Raw genomic sequence first — 25,920 nt, forward strand, 5'->3', positions numbered from 1 at the left:
TCTATTCCTTATGGCCGGGTTCGGATGAGAACAGGAGATTGTGAATGTCGCGCTCAAGTGTCGCAGCGCTGCCATCCTCATGGCTCACCTTGTCGACGTCGATCACCTCTGCCTTTACCCGTCCAGGGTGGGGTGACAGAAGCAGGATGCGGTTAGAGATTTTGATGGCCTCGGCAATCGAATGGGTAACAAAGATAACGGTGAATTTGGTGTCTTCCCAAAGCTGCAGCAACTCATCCTGCATTTGCCGACGGGTGAGCGCGTCGAGGGCGGCAAAAGGCTCGTCCATCAAAAGGATGTCAGGCTGCATGGCCATGCCGCGGGCAATCGCCACGCGCTGCTTCATCCCGCCGGACAGGGTGTGCGGATAGCTATCCACGGCCCGGGTCAGCTTCACCTTGTCGATGTAATGGCGCGCGACCTCCTCCGCCTCTGCCTTTGGCAGCTTGCGCGCGACCGACAGCGGGAACATGACGTTTTCGAGTACCGTCTTCCACGGCATCAACTGGTCGAACTCCTGAAAGACCATCATCCGGTCCGGCCCCGGTGCCTTTACTTGGCGGCCATTGATGTGGATCGTGCCGGCAGACGGCGTCATATACCCGCCAACAGCTTTCAGGAGTGTGGATTTCCCGCAGCCAGATGGCCCCAGCAGCACGAAACGATCGGATTCACGCACCGTGAAGCTGACATCTTCAGTCGCGGTGATCAGCAGATTCGGTGTCTTGTAACGCAGGGTCACCCGATCGACGGACAGAAGCGGCGCCTTTTCCGGTGACGGTGTAATGCGCGGGGTGGCGGCGACAGGGGCATCCAGCATAGAATTCACTCCTTTGAAGCAAGGCAGTGGAAAAGGAAAGCAACGGCGGCCAGCGCCGTTGCAGAGAAAACGGGCGTCAGTTGCCGTTCAGATAGGCGCTGTCGGGAAGGTAATAGTCCGTCCAAGCTGTCGGCATAGACTTCAGCGTGCCAATCTTGTGCAAATGTTCCGCAAATTTCATTGTGCCTTGCGGGTCTGTGCGCCACTCGTCCATGTTGGGTTCTTTGAGCATGGCCATAAGGTCATCCAGGCTGGTCTTGTCGCCCGAAACAGTCTTATAGGCTTCCAGCGCAGCCTTCGGATCTTTCTTAATGAAAGCGACGGCTTCCTCGGTTGCGGCCCGCAACGCCTTGACCAGTTTCGGATTGCCCTCGGCAAAGGCCGTTGTGGTAAAGAAGGTCGCCTGCGTCAGGGCACCGCCGAGAATTTCGCGGGAGTCCGTGACCTTGTGGACGCCGGGCTGCTTCAGTTCGACATACTGGAAGGGAGGTGCGGAGAAGTGGTTCTTCACCTCATGCTGCGAATTGGCGATGGCCGCGACAGCATCGGGATGGCCAAGCTGCACGGTGTTGGGATCGAATTTCTTGACCTGATCATCCCCGTAAAGTTTTGCCGCCGCCATCTGCAAAAGGATCGCCTGAGTGGAAATCCCGACGGTCGGCACCGCGATCTTGTCGCCTTGGTCGATGTCCTTCAGTGATTTGATGCGCGGATCGTTGGAAACCATGATCACGGGCTGTGCGGAACTGGTGATGATGCCCTTCACCTTGCCACGGGTACGGTCCCAAAGCAGCAGCAGGTTGCCGGTACCCGTATTGACGACATCGACATTGCCAGCCAGCAACGCATCGGTCTGAGCACCGCCACCGCTGAATGTGCGCCATTCGACAGTAACATCGGGCAAGCCATCGGCTGCCGCTTCTTTTTCGATCAGCTTCTGTGTCTCCATCACATGGCTGGCAAGATAAAGAATACCCGGTTGGCGGGTGATCGAAAGTTTGGTTTTTTCCTGAGCCAAGCCTGGACTGGCAAGCCCGAGGGCAAGAGCGATTGCGGCTACGCCGCCGATGAACAGTCGCATGTTATCCTCCCTGGTTGCAGGCCCTCCCGGCCTACCTCGCACTCATAAGAATGCTGATTTCTTATTAAAGCACTAAAACATCAGTGCATCAACCCGCTATTTGTGATTTGGTGATTGGCAGAAAAATGTGTGAGGCGTGACATGACGAGAAGTGGACAACTGGACCGGTCGCGGCAGGTTGCGTTGCAAGTACACGAGATCCTGCGTGAGCGGATCATCAAGGTCGAGCTCGTGCCGGGAACGGTGCTTTCTCGCGCCTCGCTCCAGCTGGAATTTGGCATCAGCCAGACACCGGTTCGCGATGCTCTTATGCGCCTTCAGGAGGAAGGTCTTGTCGATGTGTATCCGCAATATGCGACGGTGGTCGCCAAAATAGATATCGACCACGCCATGCAAGCGCAGTTCCAGCGGCTGTCAATCGAACTGGAAGCCGTGCGGCGGTTGACAACCGATGCTCCGGAAAAGACCGCCTCGGAGCTTGGGGTATTGCTTACCCGCCAAAAAGCCGTCGCTTCACCGGATACCTACGATATCTTTGATAGCATCGACCGCGATTTCCATCGTAGGCTTTACGAGATGGCAGGTATCACCCAACTTTGGGCCAATGTTCGTCGCCAGAGCGTCCATATCGATCGTCTGCGCCGCCTCAACTTGCCGATGCCCGGCAAATTGCAGACGGTGATTGCCGATCACGAGGCCATAGTCTCAGCAATCGCTTCCGGAAATCCGGAAGCGGCGACATCAGCGTTGCGGAACCACTTGTCAGGCACTCTGTCGATCATTGATCTGATTAGTGCGGAGTTTCCGAATTATATCCGTTAGGTGCACGAAAGTCTGCGCTAATGACGTTTCGAAGCCATTGCATATGGAGCGCCATTCATTTCGAACCGTGATCTGGTCGAACGAACAAACGGACCGCTGATGGCGGCATCATGTGGTGGTTGTCGAAACAACAAGGACGGACGAATTGTCGTCACCATCCAGCGCCAACACGTCACCCGAATCAAGGACCACGCAATCGTTAGGTGCAAGATGTTGAAGCCCGTCCTTCGTGCATGCATCAAGAGCGAATACCACTGTGGTACCCGTGACGGATGCTTCCACTAACCCCGATGCCTGACGTCGGACATGGCATACCGCCCTGCCGCGACGGACCATGATGTTGAGATCGGTGATCGGTCCGTCCAGCAGCGTGGCAAAGGTCGGCGTATCTGCCGCAAAGCGATGTGGCTCGGAGTTTTGCCGCAGTTCGACAGGGTCTGATCCATCCACGAAAAGCGTGATGCCCTCACCGCTGAGGACGACCAGCGTCCGGTCGATATTTTCAAATGTCGAAAAGGCCCCGTCCTCGACAACAGAGGCCATGCTGATGCGCCAGTCAAAGGTGTCGATGGACGCATCCGGCGGAAAAACGGCGATCTCCACCGTCTCTCCCTTGCCGTTTTTCCACGGCATGCGCTTGTAATCACCAGCACGCAGAATTTTCATCGTTGATCAGTTTCCCAGAATGCCGGGCAGACGCAGGCCCTTTCCCTTGGCGCACTCCAAGGCGGCGTCATAGCCCGCATCGGCATGGCGCATGACGCCAGTTGCCGGGTCATTCCAGAGCACCCGCTCCAGACGGCGCGCCGCATCGTCGGTGCCATCGGCGCAGATGACAACACCAGAATGCTGGGAAAAGCCCATACCGACGCCGCCACCGTGATGCAGCGAGACCCAGGTTGCACCCGACGCGGTGTTCAAAAGCGCGTTGAGCAACGGCCAGTCGGACACGGCATCCGAGCCGTCCTTCATCGCTTCCGTCTCGCGGTTGGGTGAGGCGACGGAGCCCGAATCCAGATGATCACGGCCGATGACAACAGGGGCGGAGAGTTCACCGGTTCTGACCATCTCGTTGAAGGCCAGACCAAGGCGGTGACGATCCCCCAAACCGACCCAGCATATGCGTGCTGGCAGACCCTGAAACGCGATGCGCTCAGCCGCCATGTCCAGCCAGTTGTGCAGGTGCTTGTTGCCGGGCGTCAGTTCCTTGACCTTGGCATCGGTCTTGCGAATATCTTCCGGATCTCCCGAAAGTGCTGCCCAACGGAACGGGCCGATACCACGGCAAAACAGCGGACGGATATAGGCGGGAACGAAGCCCGGAAAGGCAAATGCATTTTCAAGGCCCTCATCCTTGGCAATCTGGCGGATGTTGTTGCCGTAATCGAAGGTAGGGATGCCCATGTCCTGAAAAGCGATCATCGCTTCGACATGCTCGCGCATCGAGGCACGGGCCGCTTTCTCGACAGCTCTCGGATCGCTTTCACGCTTCTCCTTCCACTCAGCCATCGTCCAGCCCTTCGGCAGGTAGCCGTTGATTGGGTCATGGGCGGAGGTCTGGTCGGTGACCATATCCGGGCGAATGCCGCGACGGACCATTTCCGGCAGGAGTTCAGCGCAATTTCCGAGAAGACCGACAGACTTGGCTTCTCCGGCAGCAGTCCAGCGCTCGATCATTTCCATGGCTTCATCGAGCGTTTCGGCGCGGGCATCCACATAGCGGGTGCGCAGGCGGAAATCGATGGAATCAGGATTGCACTCGATGGCAAGGCAGCACGCACCGGCCATGACGGCGGCCAGCGGCTGGGCACCACCCATGCCACCGAGGCCGCCGGTCAGCACCCACTTGCCCGTGAGATCGCCGCCATAATGCTGGCGACCGGCTTCGATAAAGGTCTCATAGGTTCCCTGCACGATGCCCTGGCTGTCAATGTAAATCCACGAACCTGCGGTCATCTGGCCGTACATGGCCAGACCTTTTTTATCGAGCTCGTTGAAATGATCCCAGGTTGCCCAATGCGGCACGAGGTTGGAATTGGCAATGAGAACGCGCGGAGCATCCTTATGGGTGCGAAACACGCCGACCGGCTTGCCGGACTGGACCATCAGCGTCTCGTCTTCGTTGAGATCGCGCAGCGTTGCGACGATCTGGTCGAAGTCCGCCCATGTGCGGGCAGCACGCCCAATGCCGCCATAGACAACCAGCTCATGCGGATTTTCGGCCACTTCGGGATCGAGATTGTTCATTAGCATACGCAAAGGCGCTTCGGTCATCCAGGATTTTGCGGTCAACTCGGTGCCACGGGCGGCACGGACATCGCGAATATTGTGACGAGGATTGGTCATCTGGTTCCCCTTGCTTGTTTTGAAAACGTCAGCGCACAAGCTTCGATGCGCGTGAGAATTTCCTTGAGATGGATACGAAGTTTGTCGGCCTTGGCTTCGTCGTAATCGAAGGGCGGCATTTCCGCCTTCAAGTGCGTCACCTGCGCCAGTTCCATCTGGATCGCGTGAACGCCGGCTTCCGGCCTGCCATAATGACGTGTCGTCCAGCCGCCCTTGAAACGACCGTTGAGGATGCTGGTATAGCCTCCCGCCTTCGTAGCAACATCGAATGTTGCCGCTTCGATTGCCGGATCACAGGTCATGCCCATATCCGTGCCGATGTTGAAATCGGGCAATCTGCCGTCGAACAGAAACGGAATGTGCGAGCGAATGGAGTGGCAATCATAGAGCACAGCAACCCCGTGGATTGCCTTCACACGCTCGATCTCGGCGGCGAGTGCTGCGTGATAAGGCGCGTGGAACGCGACACGCCGGGCTGCGATATCGGCCTCGGTCGGCTCCTCGCCATACTTCCAGATCGCGGCACCATCGAAATCGGTGTCGGGCACAAGGCCGGTGGTGTTCTGGCCGGGATAGAGGCTTGCCCCTTCGGGATCGCGATTGGCATCGATGACATAACGATGGAACGTGGCGCGAACGGTCGTCACGTCAGGCAACAACCCATCGTAGAGATGATGAATATGCCAGTCGGTATCGGCAAGCATACGGCCGTTGTCGTTCAGCCGGTCCCATATCGCAGACGGAACGTCGGTTCCGGTGTGCGGAAAGCCGAGAATGACGGGCGATGACCCCTGTTTGACGTCAAAGACACTCATTCACGCCTCCAGAACCGGAAGGATGCCAGCGGAAACCGCAGCATTCAAAGCACCGGTGGCGATCAGATCGCTTGCCACCTTGAGGTCGTCAGCCATGTAACGATCGACCTCCAATGTGGGCACGACGTTGCGGATTGCAGCGATGGCATTGGTCAGCTCCGGACTGCTGACGAGCGGTGCGCGGAAGTCGATGCCCTGAGCCGCGGTTAGCGCCTCTATGCCGATGATGGAGAAGAGATTGTCGGTCATCTGCAACAGGCGACGCGCACCATGGCAGGCCATGGAGACATGGTCTTCTTGGTTAGCCGAAGTGGGCGTCGAATCGACGGAAGCCGGGTGCGACATCTGTTTGTTTTCCGACATCAGCGCGGCAGAAGTGACCTCAGCGATCATCAGGCCGGAGTTGAGGCCCGGTGTTTTGGCGAGAAACGCCGGCAGGCCGTAGCTGAGCGCCGGATCGACCAGCAGAGCGATGCGGCGCTGCGCAATCGCACCGATTTCACACACGGCGAGCGCAATCTGGTCGGCGGCGAAAGCCACCGGCTCGGCGTGAAAGTTGCCGCCGGACACCACAGAATTATCCGACAGCACCAGCGGGTTGTCCGTCACCGCATTGGCTTCGATTTCAAGCGTGCGGGCAACGGAGCGCAAAAGATCGAGGCAGGCACCATCGACCTGCGGCTGGCAACGGATGCAATATGGATCCTGAACGCGCTCATCACCTTCGATATGGCTTTCGCGAATGACCGAACCCTTGAGCAGATCCCGCAAGGCCGCAGCGGCATCAATCTGGCCTTTATGGCCACGCAGCGTGTGGATATCAGGGTGAAAGGGTGCAGACGAGCCCATCGCGGCATCGGTGGACAGCGCCCCGGTGATCAGAGCCGATTGTGCTGCACGGTGGGCGCGGAACAGTCCGGCCAGCGCCAGCGCCGTAGACACCTGTGTGCCGTTGATGAGTGCCAACCCTTCCTTCGCGGCCAGAACCACCGGTGTGAGACCGGCGCGCTCCAGTGCGATGCGGCCGTTCAACCGCCCACCGTTGAAGAATGCTTCACCTTCACCCATCATAACAGCAGCCATATGGGCAAGTGGAGCCAGATCGCCGGATGCGCCAACGGAGCCTTTTTCCGGGATGACCGGGATAACGCCCTTTTCGAGCATGGCTTCGATCAGTCGCACCAGTTCAAGCCTTGTGCCGGATGCGCCGCGTCCAAGCGAGATCAGCTTCAGCGCCATGATCAGGCGCACGATGTTGTCCGCCAGCGGCTGACCGACGCCGCAGCAATGGGACAGAATGAGATTACGCTGCAGCGTGGCGACATCGGCAGCATCGATCCTGATGCTCGCCAGCTTGCCGAAACCGGTATTGATGCCGTAAACCGGCGCATTCCCGGCGGCGATCTCGGCAATGCGAGCGGCCGCCTTCTCGATACCCTTGTCGAAAACGGAATCGAGCCGGGCCGGTTCGCCGGTCCAGTAAATCACTTCCAGATCCTTCAGGGAAACCTGGCCGGGCTTGAGGGTGATGGTCATCGATCTATTCTCTTTCCCTTGAAGACATGTGTGAACAGCGGATTGAAGCCGATGCGGTAGACAAGCTCGGCCGGGCTTTCGATTGACCAGACGGCGAAATCCGCAGATTTGCCGACCTCGATCGTGCCGGTCTCTTCCAACAGGCCGAGCGCGCGTGCCGCCTCGCGTGTCGCACCGGCCAGGCATTCCTCGACGGTGAGACGAAACAGCGTGGCGGCCATGTTCATCGTCAACAGAAGCGAGGTGAGCGGCGACGTGCCGGGGTTGCTGTCGGTGGCAATCGCGATGTGTGTTCCAGCGGCACGAAGCGCTGCGACCGGGGGCTTGCGTGTTTCGTTGATGGCGTAAAAGGCACCCGGAAGCAGCACGGCAACCGTTCCGGCCGCCGCCATGGCGCGCGCGTCATCGTCATCGAGATATTCGAGATGGTCCGCCGAAAGCGCACCATAGGAGGCCGCGAGCTTGGCACCGCCGAGATCCGAAAGCTGTTCCGCATGCAACTTCACGGGAATGCCCAGTGCCTTGGCAACATCGAACACACGGGCAATCTCGTCCAATGAGAAGGCGATTCCTTCACAAAATCCGTCGACGGCATCGATCAGCCCTTCAGCATGGCCCTGCCGCAAACCCGGCAGAACCACGTCTTCGATGTAATCGCCATTGCGGCCTTTGTATTCGACCGGCACCGCATGGGCGGCCAGATAGGAAGTGACGACGCGGACCGGGCGGATCGTTTCTAGCGCGCGCGCAGCCTTCAGCATGCGCAGTTCACCATCGATATTGAGGCTGTAACCGGACTTGATCTCGATGGTCGTCACGCCTTCCGCAAGGAGAGTATCGAGCCGGGGCAATGTGGCTTCGACCAGTTCTTCCACCGAAAGCGCATTGGTTGCCTTGACGGAAGAGACGATACCGCCACCGGCGCGTGCCACCTCTTCATAGGTTGCCCCTTCCAGACGCATTTCGAATTCGCGCGCACGATTGCCGCCATAGACAAGGTGGGTGTGGCAATCGATCAAACCGGGTGTGAGCCATCGTCCGCCGAGATCGTGCACATGAGCGCCCTGCGCCATATCGACCGGCACGGAATGGGCTTCGCCAACCCAGGTGATGCGGCCGCCTTGGACAAGGACAGCGCCATTTTCGATGGTGCCGAGACCTGTTTTCATCGCATCGAAGGTCGCGATGCGCGCATTGAGCCAGAGGCTTGGCGACACATCGGCGTGACTGGTTTTCGAAAAAATATCTCCCGACATCAGATTTACGCCTTTCCTTTGGTAATAACATGTCTATACATATTAAATATCTTGGCAAGACAAAAAATCGAGATCACCCCCGATGACGGTCTCGATGTCAGGCAATCGGAAGAGGGTTTGATGAACGCGATCCATGCAAAATCCGCGCTGCTGACCACGGGTTGGGCGCGTGACGTGCGGCTTGAAATCGAGGGTGGGCTGATCTGTTCATTGACGGTCGGCACGCAGCCACAGCCGGGTGACGAGCGGACATCTGTGTTGGTGCCGGCCATGCCGAACCTTCACAGCCACGCCTTTCAGCGCGCCATGGCCGGCCTTGCCGAAATTCGCGGACCGGCCGATGACAGCTTCTGGAGCTGGCGCACGGTCATGTACCGTTTTGCTTTGTCCATGACACCCGATCATGTAGAGGCAGTGGCCGCGCAGCTGTATATGGAAATGCTCGAAGCTGGGTATTGTCGCGTCGGCGAATTCCATTATCTGCACAATGATAAGGATGGCGCTCACTACGCCAATATCGCCGAGATGGCGGAGCGGATCGGTGCCGCCAGTACTGCCACCGGCATCGGGCTGACATTGCTGCCGGTGTTCTATGCTCATTCGGGCTTCGGTGGCCAGCCGCCCATCGATGGCCAACGGCGGTTCATTCATTCCGTCGAAAGCTATGGACGGGTGATGGAGGGTGCCGCAAAGGTCTTGGCAGACCTGCCCGGCGGTGTTCTCGGCATAGCGCCGCACAGCCTGCGCGCAGTGACCGACCAACAGCTGGATGAGATCCTGCCGCTGGCAGCGGGTGGCCCGGTTCATATTCACGTGGCGGAGCAGGTGAAGGAGGTCGAGGACTGTGTTGCCTGGTCCGGCGCAAGGCCTGTGGAATGGCTTTTAGACCACGCTCCGGTCGATGACCGCTGGTGCCTGATACACGCAACCCACATGACCGAAGACGAGACCCGACGGATGGCGCAAAGCGGTGCCGTTGCTGGCCTTTGCCCCATTACGGAGGCCAATCTCGGCGACGGCGTCTTTCCGGCACCATCTTTCCTCGCAGAAGGTGGCCGGTACGGCATCGGTTCGGATTCCAATATCCTGACATCGGTGGCGCAAGAGTTGCGGATGCTGGAATATTCGCAGCGGCTGGCGCTGCGTGCACGCAATGTCGTGGCCGATGCGGGTGGCTCCACCGGGCGCAAATTGTTTGAACAGGCGCGATTGGGCGGCAATGCAGCACTTCAGGCAAAGTCCGGGCTGATCGAAGGGGGCGGTGCCGATATCGTGTCGCTCGACACAAGCGCCGTGCCTTACCTTTCCGAGGACCAGCTGCTCGACCACTGGATTTTTGCCGGTGGCGTCGCCGTGGATGCCGTCTGGTCTGCAGGGCGCAAACAGGTACAGGCGGGTCGGCATATCCATCGCGCCGAAATTTCTGGCCGGTTTAACGCGGCGATGGCCGATCTTCTGACGCGCTGATATTTTGTTTCTGTTTGTCCTTGTACCGGGTTACACCACGCCTTAAATTTTCACCGAGAGCGACAATCAGTGACGGAAAAGACAGGCAAGGACGAAACCTTGCACCAGCGCATATTGAACGACATTGAAAGCCGCATCATGTCCGGCGAATGGCAACCCGGCCACCGCCTGCCATTCGAGGTGGACATGGCGGCGTCCTATTCGTGTTCCCGCATGACCGTCAACAAGGTCATGAGCCAACTGGCCAAAGCAGGGCTGATCGAGCGGCGAAAAAAATCCGGCAGTTTCGTTACACAACCCCGTGCGCAATCGGCCATTCTCGATATCCATGATATCAAGGAAGAGGTCAGCTCCCTACACCTCGCCTATCGATACAAGGTGCTCTCGCTCAGGAAGAGACAGGCGAGCGCGGAAGATATTCGTCGTCTCACACTTTCCACACCGCATGCGGTGATTGAGGTGGCATGCCTGCACTACGCCAGTGAAAAGCCCTTTTGCCTGGAGGAGCGCCTCATCAGTCTCGCGGTTGTTCCACAAGCCGCAGACTTCGATTTCAAAAGCCTTGCGCCCGGCCCTTGGCTCTTGTCGCAAATCCCCTGGACGACCGCTGAACATCGCATTCAGGCGATCACCGCAGGGCCGAAAGAGACGAAGAACCTCGATATCGCTCCACGAGATGCGTGTCTCCTGATCGAGCGCCTGACATGGGGGCCTAACGGCCCTGTAACCTATGTTCAGCTGACATATCCCGGCAACCGCCACGTGGTCACCGCGCAATTTAAGCCTGGCGGCTGATCATATCGCCAACGCGGCTTTCGATGGAAAGATGGAAAGAATCCGCCGCTATCTGCAAGCTGACACGCCATTAAAAGCTCACCAAGCTTGCACCTCTAAAAGTTGCCAATCGTAAATATTATTGTAAAAGTTGTATTTTCATTGTTGCAAGCTGCGTTCACTTGGCATAATTATCTCTGCAGATGCTCTTTATTTCGGGTGATGACGAGGCATCGCGACTTGAAACAGCGATTACATACGGGTTGAGCAGACCAGTGCAACGATACAAAAACGGGCCTCCATCTCTTCTCAAAAACCGAAGAATTGATCGAGGCAAAAAGCCAAATTAATTAGTTCTAAACTACAATCATCTAATCAAACGACTGGCAGTAAATCAACCCGGTCGCCATGATGGTGCACCCACCTGTCATGTATCAAAACTCCGAACAATCTGGCCTTTTTACAGGGTTTGCGACCGTTTTTTACGGCCATGACTCGGCGGGTCTGTGTGTTCAAACCAATAGCCCGACTGTGAGGACAGATGTTTCTAAAGCATGCGAGCATTCGCACAAAAATACTGGTTTTGATTATCCCTCTGTGCGTCGTTGGACTGGGCGCAACGGCTTTTATATCAAGCAGCTATAAGTCTGGGGATACCAACTATTCCAACTTCATCAAGGGCGACAACGCAGCGAGCCTTGAATTGGCTCGCGCAAACCGAAATCTTGTCGCAATTGCTTATGGTGCCTATCAAGCATTAACTTACCCAGCAAGCGACCCAAGATTTAAAACTGCTGTTGAATTCTACAACGACAGCAAAGCCAAGTTGGTAAGGCGCTTACAAAACGCCAAGGATGCGCTTCCACGTGAAGCAGCGAAAATCGAAGCTCTAACTGTGAGAGCAAAAGACATCATAGTGCTAACAGATCAGGCTGTTCAGTTTGGACAGGCAGATCAGGACGAACAGGCGACAGCGACGCTGGCTAAGGCAGACGCACTGATCCTGCCAATGGCAAACGACACAGCTGCCTTTCTTGACCAACTGACGAAAGACGTTGTTCTTCAAAGTGATGGCCTCACGGAGCAGACAGACTCCACCATTCTCATGTCTCTTCTGGTCGTTGGCATCACCTTCGCACTCGGTATCATCGCGGCTCTGATCGTTGCGGCCAAGGGCATCACCACGCCCATCGCCAACCTGCGTGAGCGCATGATGACGCTGGCTCAAGGCCAAACGGCAGCACCCGTCGATGGACAGGATCGCAGGGACGAAGTCGGCCAGATGGCACAGGCCGTTTCCATCTTCCGCGATAACGCTCTTGAGAAAATCCGTCTCGAACAGGAAACCGAAGCAAACCGCAGCGTGTCCGAAAAAGAACGCATCGAGCGCGAAGCCCAAAAGACCAAGGATGCGGCGGATACCCAGTTTGCCGTCGATCAGCTGGCAAAGGGTCTGGATCGTCTTGCCGAAGGTGACGTCGCCTACCGCATCGATACGCCGTTCGTTACCCATCTCGATACGTTGCGCAACAACTTCAACGGCTCCGTCGCCAATCTGAATGATGCGCTGCGTGCCGTTGGCCAGAATGCCCGCGGTATCGATGCCGGTGCCAATGAAATCCGCTCTGCCGCAGACGATTTGTCCAAGCGTACTGAACAGCAGGCCGCATCTGTCGAAGAAACGGCTGCTGCTCTGGAAGAAATCACCACAACGGTGAAGGATTCCAGCAGCCGTGCCGAAGAAGTCGGCCATCTGGTTGCCAAGGCCCGTGATGGTGCAGAAAAGTCCGGGGCCGTCGTGCGCCAGGCCGTCACAGCCATGAACGAGATCGAACGCTCATCGGGCGAGATCACCAACATCATCTCCGTCATCGATGAGATTGCGTTCCAGACAAACCTTCTCGCCCTCAATGCCGGTGTCGAAGCGGCGCGTGCGGGTGAAGCGGGCAAGGGCTTTGCGGTAGTGGCACAGGAAGTGCGCGAACTGGCACAGCGCTCTGCAAAGGCTGCGAAGGAAATCAAGGCGCTGATCACGACCTCCGGTGAGCATGTGCGCTCCGGCGTCAATCTGGTCGGCGAAACCGGTCGTGCGCTCGAAGTGATCGTCACCGAGGTTCAGGAAATCAACCGCCACATCGGTGCGATCGTGGAATCGTCACGCGAACAGTCGGTTGGTCTTCAGGAAATCAACACCGCCGTCAACACGATGGACCAGGGCACGCAGCAGAATGCGGCCATGGTCGAGCAATCGACCGCCGCCAGCCACAGCCTTGCCAAGGAAGCGGCATCTCTCAACCAGCTGCTGTCGCGCTTTAATCTGGGTGATGGCGCAAGCGCCAGCCGCTCTGCCCCAGCGTACGCACCCGTCCGCTCTGCCTCCAGCACGTCCAGACCGGCACCATCTCCAGCCCGCGCATTGGGTCGCAAGATCGCCGGTGCCTTCGGTGGTGGTGGTTCGGCTGCCGCCGTTGCGCATGATAGTTGGGAGGAGTTTTGAGACGAACTCAAAGTAAATGAAAGGGGCGGCTTTTGCCGCCCCTTTTCTGGGGAAATACTAAGATTTCCTATGTCGCTTCATGCCGCATAATGGGCGCACATGACTAAATTATTTCACATACACGAGCACTAATTACGTTCCTTTTATAGATCATTTTTGATCGTAATTTATTGCTTTTTTTCAAAATAAGGACAGCTACTATCCTCTCGAACATTGAAACGGAGAGGAACATGTCCCTTCAACTTGCCGACCGCGCTCTCGCACTCAAGACGTCTGCCAGCATCGCGGCAAAGAAAATGGTGTCCGAGCTGCACGCCGCAGGACACAAGATTATCGACTTCACTATACCGGCGTTCGTTGAGGCTGTAGCGGCCACGGGCTGCGATATCACGGCGGTTGGCGATGAGCATTGCCTACTGGGCGATGCCGATCTGCCCGATGTTCAGGGCGATTCGGTTCAGCCACTGCTGCAAGAGATATCCGAGAGGTTCGGAAAGCGTGACCACCTGCGGATGGAAATTGTCGCGTTTCTGCATTGACGCGGAGCCATCCCGATAGAATCAGGCGGGGTGCGTTCATCAATTGCCGCCAGTAGCGGCACTTAGTGCCATGCCTTTTGTTTCAAAGGGCGAACGCACGTCGAAACGCTAAAAACCTTCGGAGATATTCAGATCGATAGTTGTGGTCCTGTGAAAACCCGCTGTTGGAGCTGGCCCGAAACAACCGGGTAAGTCGATATGCAATTCTGCACATAGGACCATTCCGCACCAACTACGCACGCGCGCCCGCGTGAGGCTTTGAATTTATCAAAGGATTTCAAAAGGTGCATCACAGCGATGCAAACGCTGCCTGAGCCAACCCGACGAATTCGTCGCTTTGGTTCGCACTAGCCAAGGGCGGCGCTGTTGAGGAATGTTGAACCGGTAGCGCAGCCTGGCGGCCTGCACTTCCGTAACGGAGGTCCAGATTTAACTAAAGTTCTGAAAAACTGGGGTCGGCTCCACGGCGGGGCGGGTACGCACCAGAAAGCGTTCGCGCCATTGAATTTTCGGAAGCCGTAAAAGAGCCTCAAGCAGCACCGGGCCGTTTGAAAAACTATCAAAAGATTTCATTCGACCAGAACAAACCACGCGCCATGCAGTGCGGCGTGCGTTACCCGGGGGGATGCAGTCACCCAAGCAAGTGTTACGACTAGAACTCAATGCCATCAGCGCTCAACTCTGCAAGAAGACGCTCGCCCAATTCCTCAATGGTGTGAAAGTCAGCAAGCATCTGTGCGTGGAACAAGGCGGTTGGGGAGCCTTACGTGGCAGAGTGGACCATGAAGGGCGACAAACGCATCAGCGCTGCCAGCTCAAAGGATTCCACCAGAGATATGTCGCCGAGTAGAGTTGCCTTGTAAATCTTATCTTCCAATTCGACGTATTCAGCCGCATCGGAAGGGTCCACTGTGTGAGGCGAACCATGCTGTGGCAAATCCGAGCCATCTTCTAGGGTAACGTTTTTCTGAAACACCCATACCCACGCTGAATTGTTGCAGCACCCTGATACGTTGATGATAAAGGATTGAATGTTTGACGCAGCTTCAACAAGTGAGTTGCGCTTTGGAAGGTCGAAAACTCGCTCCACACAGTGCGCTAGACCGTCTAGTCTGCGACTAAATCCGTGCAGCGCGTATTCTTTGCCGCGTTCGGTTTCGTACCTGTGCAGAACAAACTTCTCCCTCAACGCGAGAGCTTTTGACCTTACTCCTCTTTGTCCCTTGCGCAGTTGTTGAACGGCTTCTTCCGAGAAAAACTTCCCCTTCAATCCCTTTCTCCCCTATTTGTAAGCCACTTCGGTCACTTTCTGAGATAACTCTTTCCGCCGTCATCCTTGAGACAGTATTGCCCACCTCTCGGACCAGTGCAGTATGAACCGCCGCGACAAGAGCAATCCTTGGATGACGGCGCTGCCGGTGACATGTCCGATGCCTCAGAGCCTAGCACGCCCAGGCTGCCAATTGTCGCGATGCAGGACTTCTTGCTAGCGCTGACTGATCCATCCACGCAAATGAACATCTCGCCCTGGCATCGATCAATGCCGCCCTTCTTCCCACTGCACGGATAATTGGCTGCCGCTGCCGATCCTACAGCAAGCAACGCTGCCGCCGCGATCAAAATACCCCTCATGACGCCCCTATCTTTTAGGAGCGGACAGTGTGCCATCAAAAGGTTGATGAAGACTCTTCAGCATTCACTGGACGAGCGTCAAGGGTGTTCTTGCGGTCACTACGTGCGTAGCGGGGATCAGCGACTGGCTTCCGTTCGGAGGCTTTTCCCGTTCTCACGATACTGCTCCATCCATCCCGCACCATAGCCAAACTTCAAACCTATTCGGTCATAATCGGGGAGCATCTGTCGAAAATCTGAATCCTTCCTTTGCTGACCTTTCTTTCCCGGCGCGGACAACCAGTGTTGATGAGATGTTTTGATCACGTGGGCAACAACAGTACTTGAGGCAATGAAGGAGGAGGGATTTGAGGTTAGATCAATACCGAAATCAAGGAAGACATAGAATAGCCGGTCGGACGCAATTCCCTCATGCTTTCGGCCCATATGCCAACCGCCGTCAGATCCTTTTTCAGTGCGGGTTTTGACTTGGATAGCGCACAGCCTGTCCCCGATGTCGTCTGTCACCACGATATCTGCGTTTGGGACGCCAGATGGGGCAAGAGAGCAGCAATCATTCCATGCCGTAGCAACTGGCACATAACGAAGTGCTCGCTGGCAGCGCCCAGTAGAGATGTTGCTGAAACCAAATTCTCGCCTCCCAAATCGGAATGACAGTCGTATATGGGATGATGCCCGAGGAGCTATTTCACACGTTTGTGAACAGCCTTCTGCCGAGCGGATAAAGGTGGTCAGAAAGGTGGATCGAAAAGCAATAGCTCCACTTAGCCTGTTGAATTCTCAGTATTTTGACTGAAATTTTGGTGCCCCTTGCCGGAATCGAACCAGCACTCCTCGCGGAACCTGATTTTGAGTCAGGCGCGTCTACCAATTCCGCCAAAGGGGCAACTTTGGAATCTCATTCCTTGGTATGCGGCGGACTATACGAACCGACCATATAACGTCAATAGATATTTGCGAAAATCGCGATTTCACGAAACTTTGCTCAGAGCTGGCACCACCACACCGAACGAAGGATTTGCAAGCCGGATAAGACTGGATTAGAGGCATTGAGCAGCATATTTGAAAGAGCCGCATCCCGCCCGTTTTACACCTGATCAGGTGCTTTAGAATTTTCCGTCGAAAGTGAAAGACAGACCATGGCAAGTGCAACCTCCGCAGAAAAGACCCGTAGCATGGCGGCTATCGTCGTCACGGTGGGAATGATCTTTACCGTTGGCTCGGCGCTCGCTTTTCAGCATATTGGCGGTTACACACCTTGCGCATTGTGCCTTCTTCAGCGCGATCCCTATTATTACGCCATACCCGTTGGCATTTTGGCGATTGCTGCAAGCCTGTTCCAACTGCCCGTCTGGTTGACGCGAACGGCCCTTGTTATCATTGGCATTGCCATGCTGATTGGTGCCGGTCTCGGTGTCTATCACTCCGGCGTGGAATGGGGCTTTTGGGCTGGCCCGACGAGCTGCGCCACCAGTGCCCCATCCATAACAACCAATGCAGGAAATCTCCTGGGCGATCTCAATGCCATCAAGGCACCATCCTGCAATGATGCGGCGTTGCGCGTTCTCGGCTTGTCGTTTGCTGGCTGGAACGTTCTCGCCAGTGTAGCTCTTGCGGCAATCGCCTTTTTCGGTGCCAGCCGCAAGTCAGCATAACGACGATCAAGGCTGCAATTCGGTGTCCCAATAAAGATAATCCATCCAGCTTTCGTGCAAATAGTTGGGCGGAAATGAGCGACCGTTATTATGCAGGTCCTGCACCGTCGGCTGATAGGGTTTCTGGTGAGGGATCATCCCTGCAATCTTGGGCAACTTACTACCCTTTCTGAGATTGCAGGGTGAACATGCCGCGACAACGTTCAGCCAGGTGGTTTCTCCACCGTGGGCACGCGGTATAACGTGATCAAATGTCAGATCATCGTGTGATCCACAATATTGGCATTCGAATCTGTCACGCAGGAAGACATTAAAGCGTGTGAAGGCGGGGTTTCTGGTGGGCTGAACATAGGTCTTGAGGCTAACGACACTCGGCAACCGCATGGAAAAGCTGGGTGAACACACCGCGTGATCATATTCTGCAATGATGTTCACACGGTCAAGGAATACTGCCTTGATCGCGTCCTGCCAGGACCACAACGACAAGGGATAATAGCTCAGTGGCCGGTAGTCTGCGTTCAAAACGAGCGCAGGCAAAGCCTGTGGTGAAACGGCAATCGTCAAGGGCGTCTCCTGACCGATTCTGCATCTACATCTTGTATATTAGGTCTGTTGTTACAGGATTGTGAAGCCCATAAATGAAGCGCTGAAAGAAAGGCTAATTTCAGGCGACCGGCAAAGCATCCCGCCGCATCGTGGAGGCATAATAAGCCCAGAAAAGCCGGGCAGCGACAGACCGCCAGGGGGACCACTCAGACGCGATCCGGTCGAGTATTTTTTGTGTGGGGCGGACTTCCATTTCCAACGCATGCGCGACCGCTGCCTGTAGCGCCACATCGCCGGATGGAAAAATATCCGCATGACCACCGCAAAACATAAGATAAACCTGCGCCGTCCATGGACCGATGCCGCCAAGCGACGTCAGTTCACGAAAAGCTTGCTCCTCACCCATCGCGTCTAAGGCGTCAAAATTCAGCCTGTCCTCAATTACGGCTGTAGCAACGCCATTCAGAGTTTTCGCTTTGGCGCGTGACAGTCCGAAATTGGGTTGATCGATAGCGGTCCCAGCCAGATAATTCTGCGCCGTAACCTCACCGATCCCATCTTCCATTTTTCGCCAGATGGCATCGGCACTGGCCCTGGAGACGACCTGGGACACGATGATGTGGGCCAGACCCGCAAACCCAGGCGGACTAAGGCGCAACGGCAATGGCCCTGCTTTTTGCGCGATCGCCTTCAGCCGCGGATCGATTACGACAAGTGCCGCTAGTCCTTGATCTATATCCACAATATCTCGAATGATTTTGACCACACCACATCACCAAATGACTTCGTCTTGGCGAAGCACCGCAACCGTGGCAGAAGAAACCATGTCTTTTCTTTCAGGTCAAAAGCCGGTTTTTCGTTTTGCACCCAGCCCCAACGGGCGGCTTCATCTCGGCCATGCACTTTCTGCCATTCTCAACCACGATATGGCCAAGGATGAGGGTGGGCGTTTTCTGCTGCGTATCGAGGATATTGATGTCGTGCGCTGCACGCCGGAACTCGAGCAGAGAATTTATGAGGACCTGACATGGCTTGGCCTCTCATGGGACGAGCCCGTGCGGAGACAATCGGAGAATTTCGACGACTATCGCCAGGGACTGGAGAAATTGATTGGGATCGGACTGGCCTATCCGTCATTCATGAGCCGCAGCGAGACGAAAGCTTTCGTTAGAGACTACGAGGCGAACAGCAAGATATGGCCTCGCGATCCTGATGGCGCAGCGCTCTATCCGCCGCTCGACAAGCAAAGACCCGCGCAAGAAGTCGCAACGCTTTTGTCGTCAAACATACAGCATGCGTGGCGGCTGGATATGGATAAGGCCATTTCTCATCTCCGGCACTCGTTGGAATGGAGTGAAACCGGCAACGGCGATAACACGTTGATCAAAGCCGATCCGGCAGTCTGGGGAGACGTCATCCTGTCGCGTTCGGATGCACCTTCAAGCTACCACCTGTCGGTGGTTTTGGATGACGCTTTGCAGGGCGTGACCCATGTGGTGCGCGGAATGGATTTGTTTGATGCGACATCCATTCACAGGCTGCTACAAACTCTGCTGGAACTGCCGGTGCCAGAATATCACCACCACCGTCTGGTGTTTGATGAGACCGGAAAAAAGCTGTCCAAAAGTATCGGTAGTACGGGTCTTTGGGCGCTGCGTGCTCAGGGCCACACGCCGTCAGATATCCGCAGCCTCCTCGGCGTCTAGCGCTTCTCTCAGGCTACCATTGTGAATGCCCGCCTTGATGACATGCCGGATGCGGTATTTCATCAGCGCGGCATTGACCTCCGCTCCCAGCATGAAGATTACGCCGACCATATAAAGAAAGACAAGAACAATCATGACCGAAGCCAGACCCGCATAGGTCGCCGCATAGTTTGCAAAGGTTGCCAGATAATAGGCGAATATTGCCGCACCAATGACCCAGAAGATCAGCGTCAGGATGATGCCCGGCAAAACATCCCATATGCGGCGACGTCCAGCGGGAAGCCATAAATGCGCGGCTGAAAGCCCCACGGCAAGAACGATGATCGTACCGTAGAGGCCGAGGTTGGAAACCGTTACCAAGATGTCCTTCAACAAAGGAAAGCGTGTTTCAGCAAAAGAAAGTGCAACCGGTACCGCAACAAGGACAATGCTGATGGCAGCGAAAGTCGTGACGGCAATGACGACGTAGAACAGGCTGAGCAGGCGCGTTACGTACCACCAGCGTGTTTCGCTGACCCTGTAGGCGCGGTTTAGCGAAATTCTCAGGGCTTCAACACCGTTTGACGCAAAGTAAGCCGCTGCAAGTACGGAAATGGTCAATAGCCCACCGCGAGGGATGGTGAGAACCTGCTGCACCTGGGCGGCAAGTGGTGCTGCAATGGCCGCAGGCCATGTGTCAAAAATAATATGAACAGCGGTTTCGGCGAACTGGTCCGCGCCCAGAAAACCCGCCAGTGCGGTTCCAAAAATCAAAAAGGGAAAAAGTGCCAGAAGGATGGAGAGCGCAACATGGCTCGCCATTGCCCAGCCGTCGTCCTCCGCAAAGTGAAAATAGGCATCCAAGGCGACTTTTCGGACAATGTCCAACGCGGCAACCATGTCACCTCCTCAATCTGCATTCATTTGTAGCCCATTGCGAGATATGGGAAGCCATTCGATGCTTGTACAGCGCATGAAACCACACACCGGTTCCACTCTAAAGAAAGAATTGTGCGCTACCGAATTCCATTCTACCTCTTTTCCATAACATGTACCGTCTTAGGAAAACATTTCATGCTCGAAAAACCGGTCATCATCATCACCGGCTGCTCCTCCGGGATCGGTGCCTATTGCGCGCAGGCGCTTCAGAAAGATGGCTGGTGGGTTTTTGCGACCGTCAGACGCGTTGAAGACAAAGCTGCGCTGGAACAGCAGGGTATGGAGACCCTGATCATGGACTATACCAAGCCTGAGACGATCGCCGCTCTTGTCGATGATGTAACAGCCAAAACCGGAGGGCGCATCGATGCACTGTTCAATAACGGCGCTTACGGCCAGCCCGGTGCCGTTGAAGATTTGCCCGTCAATGTTTTGCGCCAGCAATTCGAAACAAATGTTTTCGGCTGGCACGACCTGACCTGCCGCGTCATTCCATTTATGCGCAGGCAAGGCAGTGGCCGTATCGTCCACTGTTCATCCATCCTCGGCCTAGTCCCTTATCGTTATCGCGGTGCCTATACCGCCTCGAAATTTGCGGTCGAGGGATTGGGTATAACGCTGCGCATGGAGCTTCATGGAAGCGGCATTGACGTCAGTTTGATCGAGCCTGGCCCTATTGCTTCGAAATTTACCGCGACGGCACTTGCGCATATCAAGGGAAATATCGACCTTGAAAACTCTGCCCACGCACAGGACTATAAACGTCAACTCACCCGGCTGGATGGCAGCGGACCGGTCAACAAACATAAGCTGGGGCCAGACGCGGTCTATGCCGTGCTCAAACACGCGCTGACGGCAAAGAAGCCGAAGCCCCATTACTTGGTAACGAAGCCAGCCAAGCAAGCCGTATTGTTGAAACGGCTGATACCGTCAGGTTTGTTTTACCGATTACTGCGCAAGTTCGACTAGCGCTTCGACACTTCAATCAGCTACAACGCCACAAAGGCTACACGGCATTTCGGGAGAGTAGAGCATGTCCAGTTTTACCATGGTTCTGGCGGTCATTGTTATGGGTCTCGTCGTCCTCGTCCTGATACGCGGACTATTCAACATGCTCAAAGGGACGGATGCCAACAAATCCAACAAGCTGATGCAATTGCGACTTCTCCTGCAGGCCATTGCCATCATACTCATCATGTTGACGCTGTGGCTAACCGGCGGCGGTCGATAGGGGACGGAAATGGTCAAGCTGAACAAAATTTACACACGCACGGGCGACGACGGCACGACGGCACTCGTCTCCGGCCCGCGCCGTGTGAAGCATGATTTGCGCATCGAGAGCTTCGGAACCGTGGATGAGGCGAATTCGGCCATCGGCGTCGCACGTCTCCATACAACCGGTCTTGTTGACCTCGACGCCATGCTGTTTCGTATTCAGAACGATCTTTTCGATCTAGGAGCTGATTTGGCAACGCCTGATCTCAGCGAAGTTTTGTCCTATGAGCCGCTGAGGATCGTTGAGGCGCAGGTCTTACGGATCGAAAATGAAATCGACGCGCTGAACGGAGATTTGTCGCCGCTGAAATCCTTCGTATTGCCTGGCGGAACGCCAGCTGCCGCCTATCTTCACCTCGCCCGCACCATTTCCAGACGTGCAGAGCGCCAGATGGTGGAATTGTCGCGGATCGAAGGTGAAGTCGTCAGTCCTGCAGCTTTGAAATACATCAACCGGCTCTCCGATTTTCTGTTCGTCGCGGCTCGTTTTGCCAATGATGCGGCTGACTCAGATGCACCTGATATATTGTGGGTTCCCGGTCAGAATCGCTAGGCACAGGGCAAAGGTCATCCCCGTATGTTCATTCCCCTGCATGATGCGAATTCGCTAAAATACATCAAACTGCAATATGTCACGCTGTCGTTGATTGGCATCAACGTTCTTGTCTGGCTGGTGGCTGACTTTTTTGCCAGCGACGAGGCCGCCAATGCCGCATCCTTCGGCCTCGGTTTCATTCCCGCTGTGGTGTTCGATTACGCGCATCTCGACCACGGCCTGCAAATGGTGCCCGATGATGCAACGGTTCTGACCTACGCCTTCATGCATCTGAGCTTCTGGCATCTCGCGTCCAACATGGTTTTCCTTTGGGTCTTTGGGGACAATGTTGAAGATGCCTTCGGTCATCTACGCTTCCTGATTTTTTATCTGGCGTGCGCGGTGGCAGGTGCATTGTTTCATGGGCTAGTCGCACCGGCATCCGAAGCCCCGCTCATCGGTGCATCCGGCGCGGTTTCCGGGATCGTCGTGGCCTATCTGCTGCTTCATCCAAAAGTGCGGGTCTGGGTTCTGGTTTTCATGCGCATTCCCGTACCCTTGCCCGCCTTCATTCCGCTGGCGCTGTGGGTCGGGCAGCAGTTCTTCATGTTCCTTTTCGGCATGCAGGACCGTGTCTCCTGGGGTGCACATGTCGGCGGAATCGTGATGGGCGCTATTCTGGTGCTGTTCCTGCGCAGACGGGGTGTGCCGCTGTTTGACCGCACAATCGTTACGCCACGCGCAGTCGCTCACAGGAATCAAGGCCCACAAACGGCCGTGGTGTCGCAAACGGAACGGCCTTTCGATGGCATCCGGTAAAGATTGTTACGACGATTGATATTTACGTTCACGTTAACGTAAGATATCCGCAACATGCATGAGATGATGAGCATTGCTCCGTTGAATTTGCGGGAAAAATGCGTATCCATGTCGCAACTTGATTATCAGGAGGACCGTTCAGCGTTTCGCTTTATGGTCAGGAGTTGAAGGAAGGCTGTCGATGAAGATTCTTGTCCCGGTAAAGCGTGTGGTAGACTACAACGTCAAAATCCGCGTGAAGGCGGATGGTTCAGGTGTTGAGCTTGCCAACGTCAAGATGTCGATGAACCCGTTCGATGAAATTTCAGTCGAAGAGGCTCTTCGCCTCAAGGAAGCCGGTAAGGCGGAAGAAGTCGTCGTTGTTTCCATCGGACCCGCAAAGGCCGAAGAAACGCTTCGTACCGCGCTTGCCATGGGTGCCGACCGCGCAATCCTGATCGAAACCGATGAAGCCGTCGAGCCTCTGGCTGTCGCCAAGCTTTTGAAGGGCGTTGTAGATGCTGAAGCTCCAGGCCTCATTATCGTCGGTAAGCAGGCCATCGATGACGACAGCAACCAGACCGGCCAGATGCTGGCAGCGCTTCTGGGCTGGGGACAGGGCACGTTTGCGTCCAAGGTCGAGCCTTTTGATGGCAAGGTTGCCGTGACCCGTGAAGTCGATGGCGGTTTGCAGACCGTGGAGCTCAAGCTTCCGGCGATCGTTACCACCGACCTCCGCCTGAACGAGCCGCGCTATGCATCCCTTCCAAACATCATGAAGGCCAAGAAAAAGCCGCTCGATAAAAAGACGCCTGCCGATTTCGGCGTCGACATCGTTTCGCGCCTCAAGGTTTTGAAGACCGAGGAGCCTGCGGGTCGCAAAGCTGGCGTCAAGGTCGGCTCGGTTGCGGAATTGGTGTCGAAGCTTAAAGCTGACGGCGTCATCTAAGGAAAGCGAAAGGGAGATTATACCATGGCCATTCTTCTTCTGGCAGAACACGACAACGCAACCCTTTCCGACCAGACGGCAAAGACGCTGACGGCGGCCACGCAAATCGGTGGCGACGTGACCATTCTGGTGGCAGGTTCCGGCGCAAAGGCCGCTGCCGATGAGGCAGCCAAGCTTTCCGGCGTCTCCAAGGTCTTGCTGGCCGACGACGCATCCTACGCCAACCAGCTTGCAGAGCCGCTGGCAGCGCTGATCGTTTCGCTGAGCTCTTCTTATGACGTGATCATCGCGCCTGCCACGGCATCCGCCAAAAACGTTCTGCCGCGCGTAGCAGCGCTTCTGGATGTCGCTCAGGTATCCGAAATCATCGAGGTGATTTCCCCAGATACCTTCAAGCGTCCGATCTATGCCGGCAACGCCATCCAGACCGTTCAGGCCACAGATGCAAAGAAGGTCATCACCGTTCGTACGGCAACCTTTGCACCAGCGCAGGCTGGTGGGTCTGCGTCGGTCGAAGCAACAGCTGCGGCTGAAAACCCTGGTGTTTCATCGTTTGTGTCGGACGCCCTTGCTTCTTCAGACCGTCCTGAACTGACGTCGGCAAAGATCATCATTTCCGGTGGTCGCGCATTGGGCTCTGCCGAAAAATTCAGGGAAGTCCTGTTGCCAGTGGCCGACAAATTGGGTGCTGCCGTTGGTGCGTCCCGTGCTGCGGTTGACGCAGGTTATGCACCGAATGACTGGCAAGTCGGTCAGACCGGCAAGGTCGTTGCCCCGCAGCTTTACATCGCTGCTGGCATTTCCGGTGCCATCCAGCATCTTGCAGGCATGAAGGACTCCAAGGTTATCGTCGCCATCAACAAGGACGAAGAGGCACCGATTTTCCAGGTTGCCGATTACGGTCTGGTGGCCGACCTCTTCGAGGCATTGCCAGAGCTCGAAAAGGCGCTCTGATCATATCAATTTGAAGGCGGCGCGTTTTTCCAACGCGCCGCCTTTCGTTTTCCGATAAGATGCACACCATATTGCAGCCGCAGGGCGCACAGACCAATTCCACAGGAGAGACATCATGGCCGTTCCGATCAAGACTATCGGTATTATTGGAGCCGGACAGATGGGCTGTGGCATCGCGCATGTTTCGGCGCTGGCGGGCTACAAGGTTCACATCTACGATCTGGCCAAGGATCGCATCGAAGCGGGCCTTGCCACCATCAACGGCAATCTTGCCCGTCAGGTCAGCAATGGCAAGATGCTGGATGAGGACCGAAAAAAAGCGCTTTCCCTGATTGCCGGCTCCTCCGACGTCAACGACCTTGCGGCGATGGATTTGGTGATCGAAGCCGCGACCGAACATGAAGAAACCAAGCGCAAGATCTATGCCCAGGTTTGCCCGGTGCTAAAACCCGAAGCGCTTTTGGCCACCAACACGTCTTCGCTGTCGATCACCCGCCTCGCTTCAGCTACGGACCGTCCGGAGCAATTTATGGGTATTCACTTCATGAACCCCGTACCCGCCATGAAACTGGTGGAACTGGTGCGCGGCATTGCCACCGGTGAGCAGACCTTCGAAAGCGCCAAGCAATATGTCCGCTCACTGGACAAAGCGATTACGGTTGCGGAAGATTTCCCCGCCTTTATCGTCAACCGTATCCTGTTACCGATGATCAACGAAGCGATCTACACGCTTTACGAAGGCGTCGGCTCCGTCGAAGCCATCGACACAGCCATGAAGTTGGGCGCGAACCACCCGATGGGACCGCTGCAATTGGCGGATTTCATCGGTCTCGATACCTGTTTGTCGATCATGCAGGTGCTGCATGACGGTCTGGCAGACAGCAAATATCGACCCTGCCCGCTTCTGGTTAAATATGTCGAAGCCGGTTGGCTCGGCCGCAAATCCGGTCGTGGCTTTTACGATTACCGTGGCGAAACACCCGTTCCGACACGGTAAAT

The 25,920-nt window shown here is 55.9% G+C and carries 26 protein-coding genes and 1 tRNA gene; 14 read left to right on the forward strand and 13 right to left on the reverse strand.

Annotated elements, in window-relative coordinates; translation table 11 throughout:
- Nucleotide 1 precedes the first annotated feature (1 nt).
- Both CPJ18_RS18645 and CPJ18_RS18650 read right to left on the reverse strand, forming a co-directional pair.
- Nucleotides 2-820: an ABC transporter ATP-binding protein gene (locus tag CPJ18_RS18645; protein WP_077105144.1), complete on the reverse strand. Its 819-nt coding sequence runs from the start codon at nucleotides 818-820 to the stop codon at nucleotides 2-4.
- 76 nt (nucleotides 821-896) lie between these two features.
- On the reverse strand, nucleotides 897-1,901 hold the full coding sequence (locus CPJ18_RS18650) for an ABC transporter substrate-binding protein (protein ID WP_077105143.1): 1,005 nt from the start codon (nucleotides 1,899-1,901) through the stop codon (nucleotides 897-899).
- Between the two features lie 141 nt (nucleotides 1,902-2,042).
- Between CPJ18_RS18650 and CPJ18_RS18655 the strand changes: the two genes are divergently transcribed.
- On the forward strand, nucleotides 2,043-2,723 hold the full coding sequence (locus CPJ18_RS18655; protein ID WP_103586113.1) for a GntR family transcriptional regulator: 681 nt from the start codon (nucleotides 2,043-2,045) through the stop codon (nucleotides 2,721-2,723).
- A gap of 108 nt (nucleotides 2,724-2,831) precedes the next feature.
- On the opposite strand, the gene CPJ18_RS18660 is transcribed toward CPJ18_RS18655, so the two are convergent.
- Genes CPJ18_RS18660 through hutI form a run of 5 tightly spaced genes read right to left on the reverse strand, consistent with a single transcriptional unit; the run spans nucleotide 2,832 to nucleotide 8,676 of the window.
- Complete coding sequence (locus CPJ18_RS18660) at nucleotides 2,832-3,389, reverse strand: HutD/Ves family protein (protein ID WP_077105141.1); 558 nt, start codon at nucleotides 3,387-3,389, stop codon at nucleotides 2,832-2,834.
- A 6-nt stretch (nucleotides 3,390-3,395) separates the two neighbouring features.
- Nucleotides 3,396-5,069, reverse strand: coding sequence for a urocanate hydratase (gene hutU / locus CPJ18_RS18665; RefSeq protein ID WP_103659633.1), 1,674 nt, complete (start codon nucleotides 5,067-5,069; stop codon nucleotides 3,396-3,398).
- Nucleotides 5,066-5,884 carry an N-formylglutamate deformylase gene (hutG, locus tag CPJ18_RS18670; protein WP_103586120.1) on the reverse strand — a complete coding sequence of 273 codons (819 nt, stop codon included), beginning with the start codon at nucleotides 5,882-5,884 and terminating at the stop codon, nucleotides 5,066-5,068. Before hutG ends, hutU begins: the two co-directional genes overlap by 4 nt.
- Nucleotides 5,885-7,420, reverse strand: a complete 1,536-nt coding sequence (gene hutH, locus CPJ18_RS18675; protein WP_103659634.1) for a histidine ammonia-lyase — start codon at nucleotides 7,418-7,420, stop codon at nucleotides 5,885-5,887.
- Nucleotides 7,417-8,676, reverse strand: a complete 1,260-nt coding sequence (gene hutI / locus CPJ18_RS18680) for an imidazolonepropionase (protein ID WP_077105137.1) — start codon at nucleotides 8,674-8,676, stop codon at nucleotides 7,417-7,419. The genes hutH and hutI overlap by 4 nt, the downstream gene beginning before the upstream one ends.
- Before the next feature lie 120 nt (nucleotides 8,677-8,796).
- Here hutI and CPJ18_RS18685 point away from each other — a divergent pair, with 120 nt between their 5' ends.
- The 4 genes from CPJ18_RS18685 to CPJ18_RS18700 all read left to right on the forward strand — a co-directional run bounded on the left by CPJ18_RS18685 (nucleotide 8,797) and on the right by CPJ18_RS18700 (nucleotide 13,953).
- Nucleotides 8,797-10,143, forward strand: coding sequence for a formimidoylglutamate deiminase (locus tag CPJ18_RS18685; protein WP_077105136.1), 1,347 nt, complete (start codon nucleotides 8,797-8,799; stop codon nucleotides 10,141-10,143).
- 69 nt (nucleotides 10,144-10,212) lie between these two features.
- A complete protein-coding gene (gene hutC, locus CPJ18_RS18690) occupies nucleotides 10,213-10,938 on the forward strand; it encodes a histidine utilization transcriptional repressor HutC (RefSeq protein ID WP_077105135.1) in 726 nt (241 codons plus the stop codon).
- Nucleotides 10,939-11,458: 520 nt separating this feature from the next.
- On the forward strand, nucleotides 11,459-13,414 hold the full coding sequence (locus tag CPJ18_RS18695; protein WP_103659635.1) for a methyl-accepting chemotaxis protein: 1,956 nt from the start codon (nucleotides 11,459-11,461) through the stop codon (nucleotides 13,412-13,414).
- 230 nt (nucleotides 13,415-13,644) lie between these two features.
- A complete protein-coding gene (locus CPJ18_RS18700) occupies nucleotides 13,645-13,953 on the forward strand; it encodes a hypothetical protein (RefSeq protein ID WP_245445436.1) in 309 nt (102 codons plus the stop codon).
- A 763-nt stretch (nucleotides 13,954-14,716) separates the two neighbouring features.
- On the opposite strand, the gene CPJ18_RS26635 is transcribed toward CPJ18_RS18700, so the two are convergent.
- From CPJ18_RS26635 to CPJ18_RS18720, 3 genes are all read right to left on the reverse strand, one after another.
- On the reverse strand, nucleotides 14,717-15,223 hold the full coding sequence (locus tag CPJ18_RS26635) for a hypothetical protein (RefSeq protein WP_077102370.1): 507 nt from the start codon (nucleotides 15,221-15,223) through the stop codon (nucleotides 14,717-14,719).
- 479 nt (nucleotides 15,224-15,702) lie between these two features.
- A complete protein-coding gene (locus CPJ18_RS18715) occupies nucleotides 15,703-16,092 on the reverse strand; it encodes a hypothetical protein (RefSeq protein WP_244554118.1) in 390 nt (129 codons plus the stop codon).
- Nucleotides 16,093-16,386: 294 nt separating this feature from the next.
- Nucleotides 16,387-16,471: transfer RNA gene (locus CPJ18_RS18720), tRNA-Leu, on the reverse strand.
- A gap of 253 nt (nucleotides 16,472-16,724) precedes the next feature.
- Here CPJ18_RS18720 and CPJ18_RS18725 point away from each other — a divergent pair.
- Entirely contained in the window at nucleotides 16,725-17,240 is a 516-nt protein-coding gene (locus tag CPJ18_RS18725; protein ID WP_077118443.1) for a disulfide bond formation protein B, read from the forward strand.
- A 6-nt stretch (nucleotides 17,241-17,246) separates the two neighbouring features.
- Here CPJ18_RS18725 and CPJ18_RS18730 read toward each other — a convergent pair whose 3' ends face one another.
- Both CPJ18_RS18730 and CPJ18_RS18735 read right to left on the reverse strand, forming a co-directional pair.
- Complete coding sequence (locus tag CPJ18_RS18730) at nucleotides 17,247-17,804, reverse strand: HNH endonuclease (RefSeq protein WP_077102374.1); 558 nt, start codon at nucleotides 17,802-17,804, stop codon at nucleotides 17,247-17,249.
- Nucleotides 17,805-17,904: 100 nt separating this feature from the next.
- On the reverse strand, nucleotides 17,905-18,528 hold the full coding sequence (locus CPJ18_RS18735) for a DNA-3-methyladenine glycosylase family protein (RefSeq protein WP_244554119.1): 624 nt from the start codon (nucleotides 18,526-18,528) through the stop codon (nucleotides 17,905-17,907).
- Between the two features lie 82 nt (nucleotides 18,529-18,610).
- On the opposite strand from CPJ18_RS18735, the gene gluQRS reads away from it, so the two are divergent.
- On the forward strand, nucleotides 18,611-19,492 hold the full coding sequence (gene gluQRS / locus CPJ18_RS18740; RefSeq protein WP_153366557.1) for a tRNA glutamyl-Q(34) synthetase GluQRS: 882 nt from the start codon (nucleotides 18,611-18,613) through the stop codon (nucleotides 19,490-19,492).
- On the opposite strand, the gene CPJ18_RS18745 is transcribed toward gluQRS, so the two are convergent.
- The gene (locus CPJ18_RS18745; RefSeq protein ID WP_077102378.1) at nucleotides 19,463-20,371 is read right to left on the reverse strand and encodes a YihY/virulence factor BrkB family protein; all 909 of its coding nucleotides are present in this window, start codon (nucleotides 20,369-20,371) and stop codon (nucleotides 19,463-19,465) included. The two genes, gluQRS and CPJ18_RS18745, sit on opposite strands and share 30 nt — an antisense overlap.
- A 174-nt stretch (nucleotides 20,372-20,545) precedes the next feature.
- Between CPJ18_RS18745 and CPJ18_RS18750 the strand changes: the two genes are divergently transcribed.
- From CPJ18_RS18750 to CPJ18_RS18780, 7 genes are all read left to right on the forward strand, one after another.
- A complete protein-coding gene (locus CPJ18_RS18750; RefSeq protein WP_077102380.1) occupies nucleotides 20,546-21,379 on the forward strand; it encodes an SDR family oxidoreductase in 834 nt (277 codons plus the stop codon).
- A 64-nt stretch (nucleotides 21,380-21,443) separates the two neighbouring features.
- The gene (locus CPJ18_RS18755) at nucleotides 21,444-21,641 is read left to right on the forward strand and encodes a twin transmembrane helix small protein (protein ID WP_077102382.1); all 198 of its coding nucleotides are present in this window, start codon (nucleotides 21,444-21,446) and stop codon (nucleotides 21,639-21,641) included.
- Between the two features lie 9 nt (nucleotides 21,642-21,650).
- Nucleotides 21,651-22,238 (forward strand): cob(I)yrinic acid a,c-diamide adenosyltransferase, encoded by a 588-nt coding sequence (locus CPJ18_RS18760; protein ID WP_077102384.1) that lies wholly within the window; start codon nucleotides 21,651-21,653, stop codon nucleotides 22,236-22,238.
- A 24-nt stretch (nucleotides 22,239-22,262) separates the two neighbouring features.
- The gene (locus tag CPJ18_RS18765) at nucleotides 22,263-23,039 is read left to right on the forward strand and encodes a rhomboid family intramembrane serine protease (RefSeq protein WP_077102386.1); all 777 of its coding nucleotides are present in this window, start codon (nucleotides 22,263-22,265) and stop codon (nucleotides 23,037-23,039) included.
- A 181-nt stretch (nucleotides 23,040-23,220) separates the two neighbouring features.
- The gene (locus CPJ18_RS18770) at nucleotides 23,221-23,967 is read left to right on the forward strand and encodes an electron transfer flavoprotein subunit beta/FixA family protein (protein WP_077102388.1); all 747 of its coding nucleotides are present in this window, start codon (nucleotides 23,221-23,223) and stop codon (nucleotides 23,965-23,967) included.
- 24 nt (nucleotides 23,968-23,991) lie between these two features.
- A complete protein-coding gene (locus CPJ18_RS18775) occupies nucleotides 23,992-24,921 on the forward strand; it encodes an electron transfer flavoprotein subunit alpha/FixB family protein (RefSeq protein WP_077102390.1) in 930 nt (309 codons plus the stop codon).
- A gap of 115 nt (nucleotides 24,922-25,036) precedes the next feature.
- Entirely contained in the window at nucleotides 25,037-25,918 is an 882-nt protein-coding gene (locus tag CPJ18_RS18780; RefSeq protein WP_077102392.1) for a 3-hydroxybutyryl-CoA dehydrogenase, read from the forward strand.
- The last annotated feature ends 2 nt before the right edge of the window (nucleotides 25,919-25,920 follow it).

The sequence above is a fragment of the Agrobacterium rosae genome, assembly GCF_002915175.1.
GTDB classification, from domain to species: domain Bacteria; phylum Pseudomonadota; class Alphaproteobacteria; order Rhizobiales; family Rhizobiaceae; genus Agrobacterium; species Agrobacterium rosae.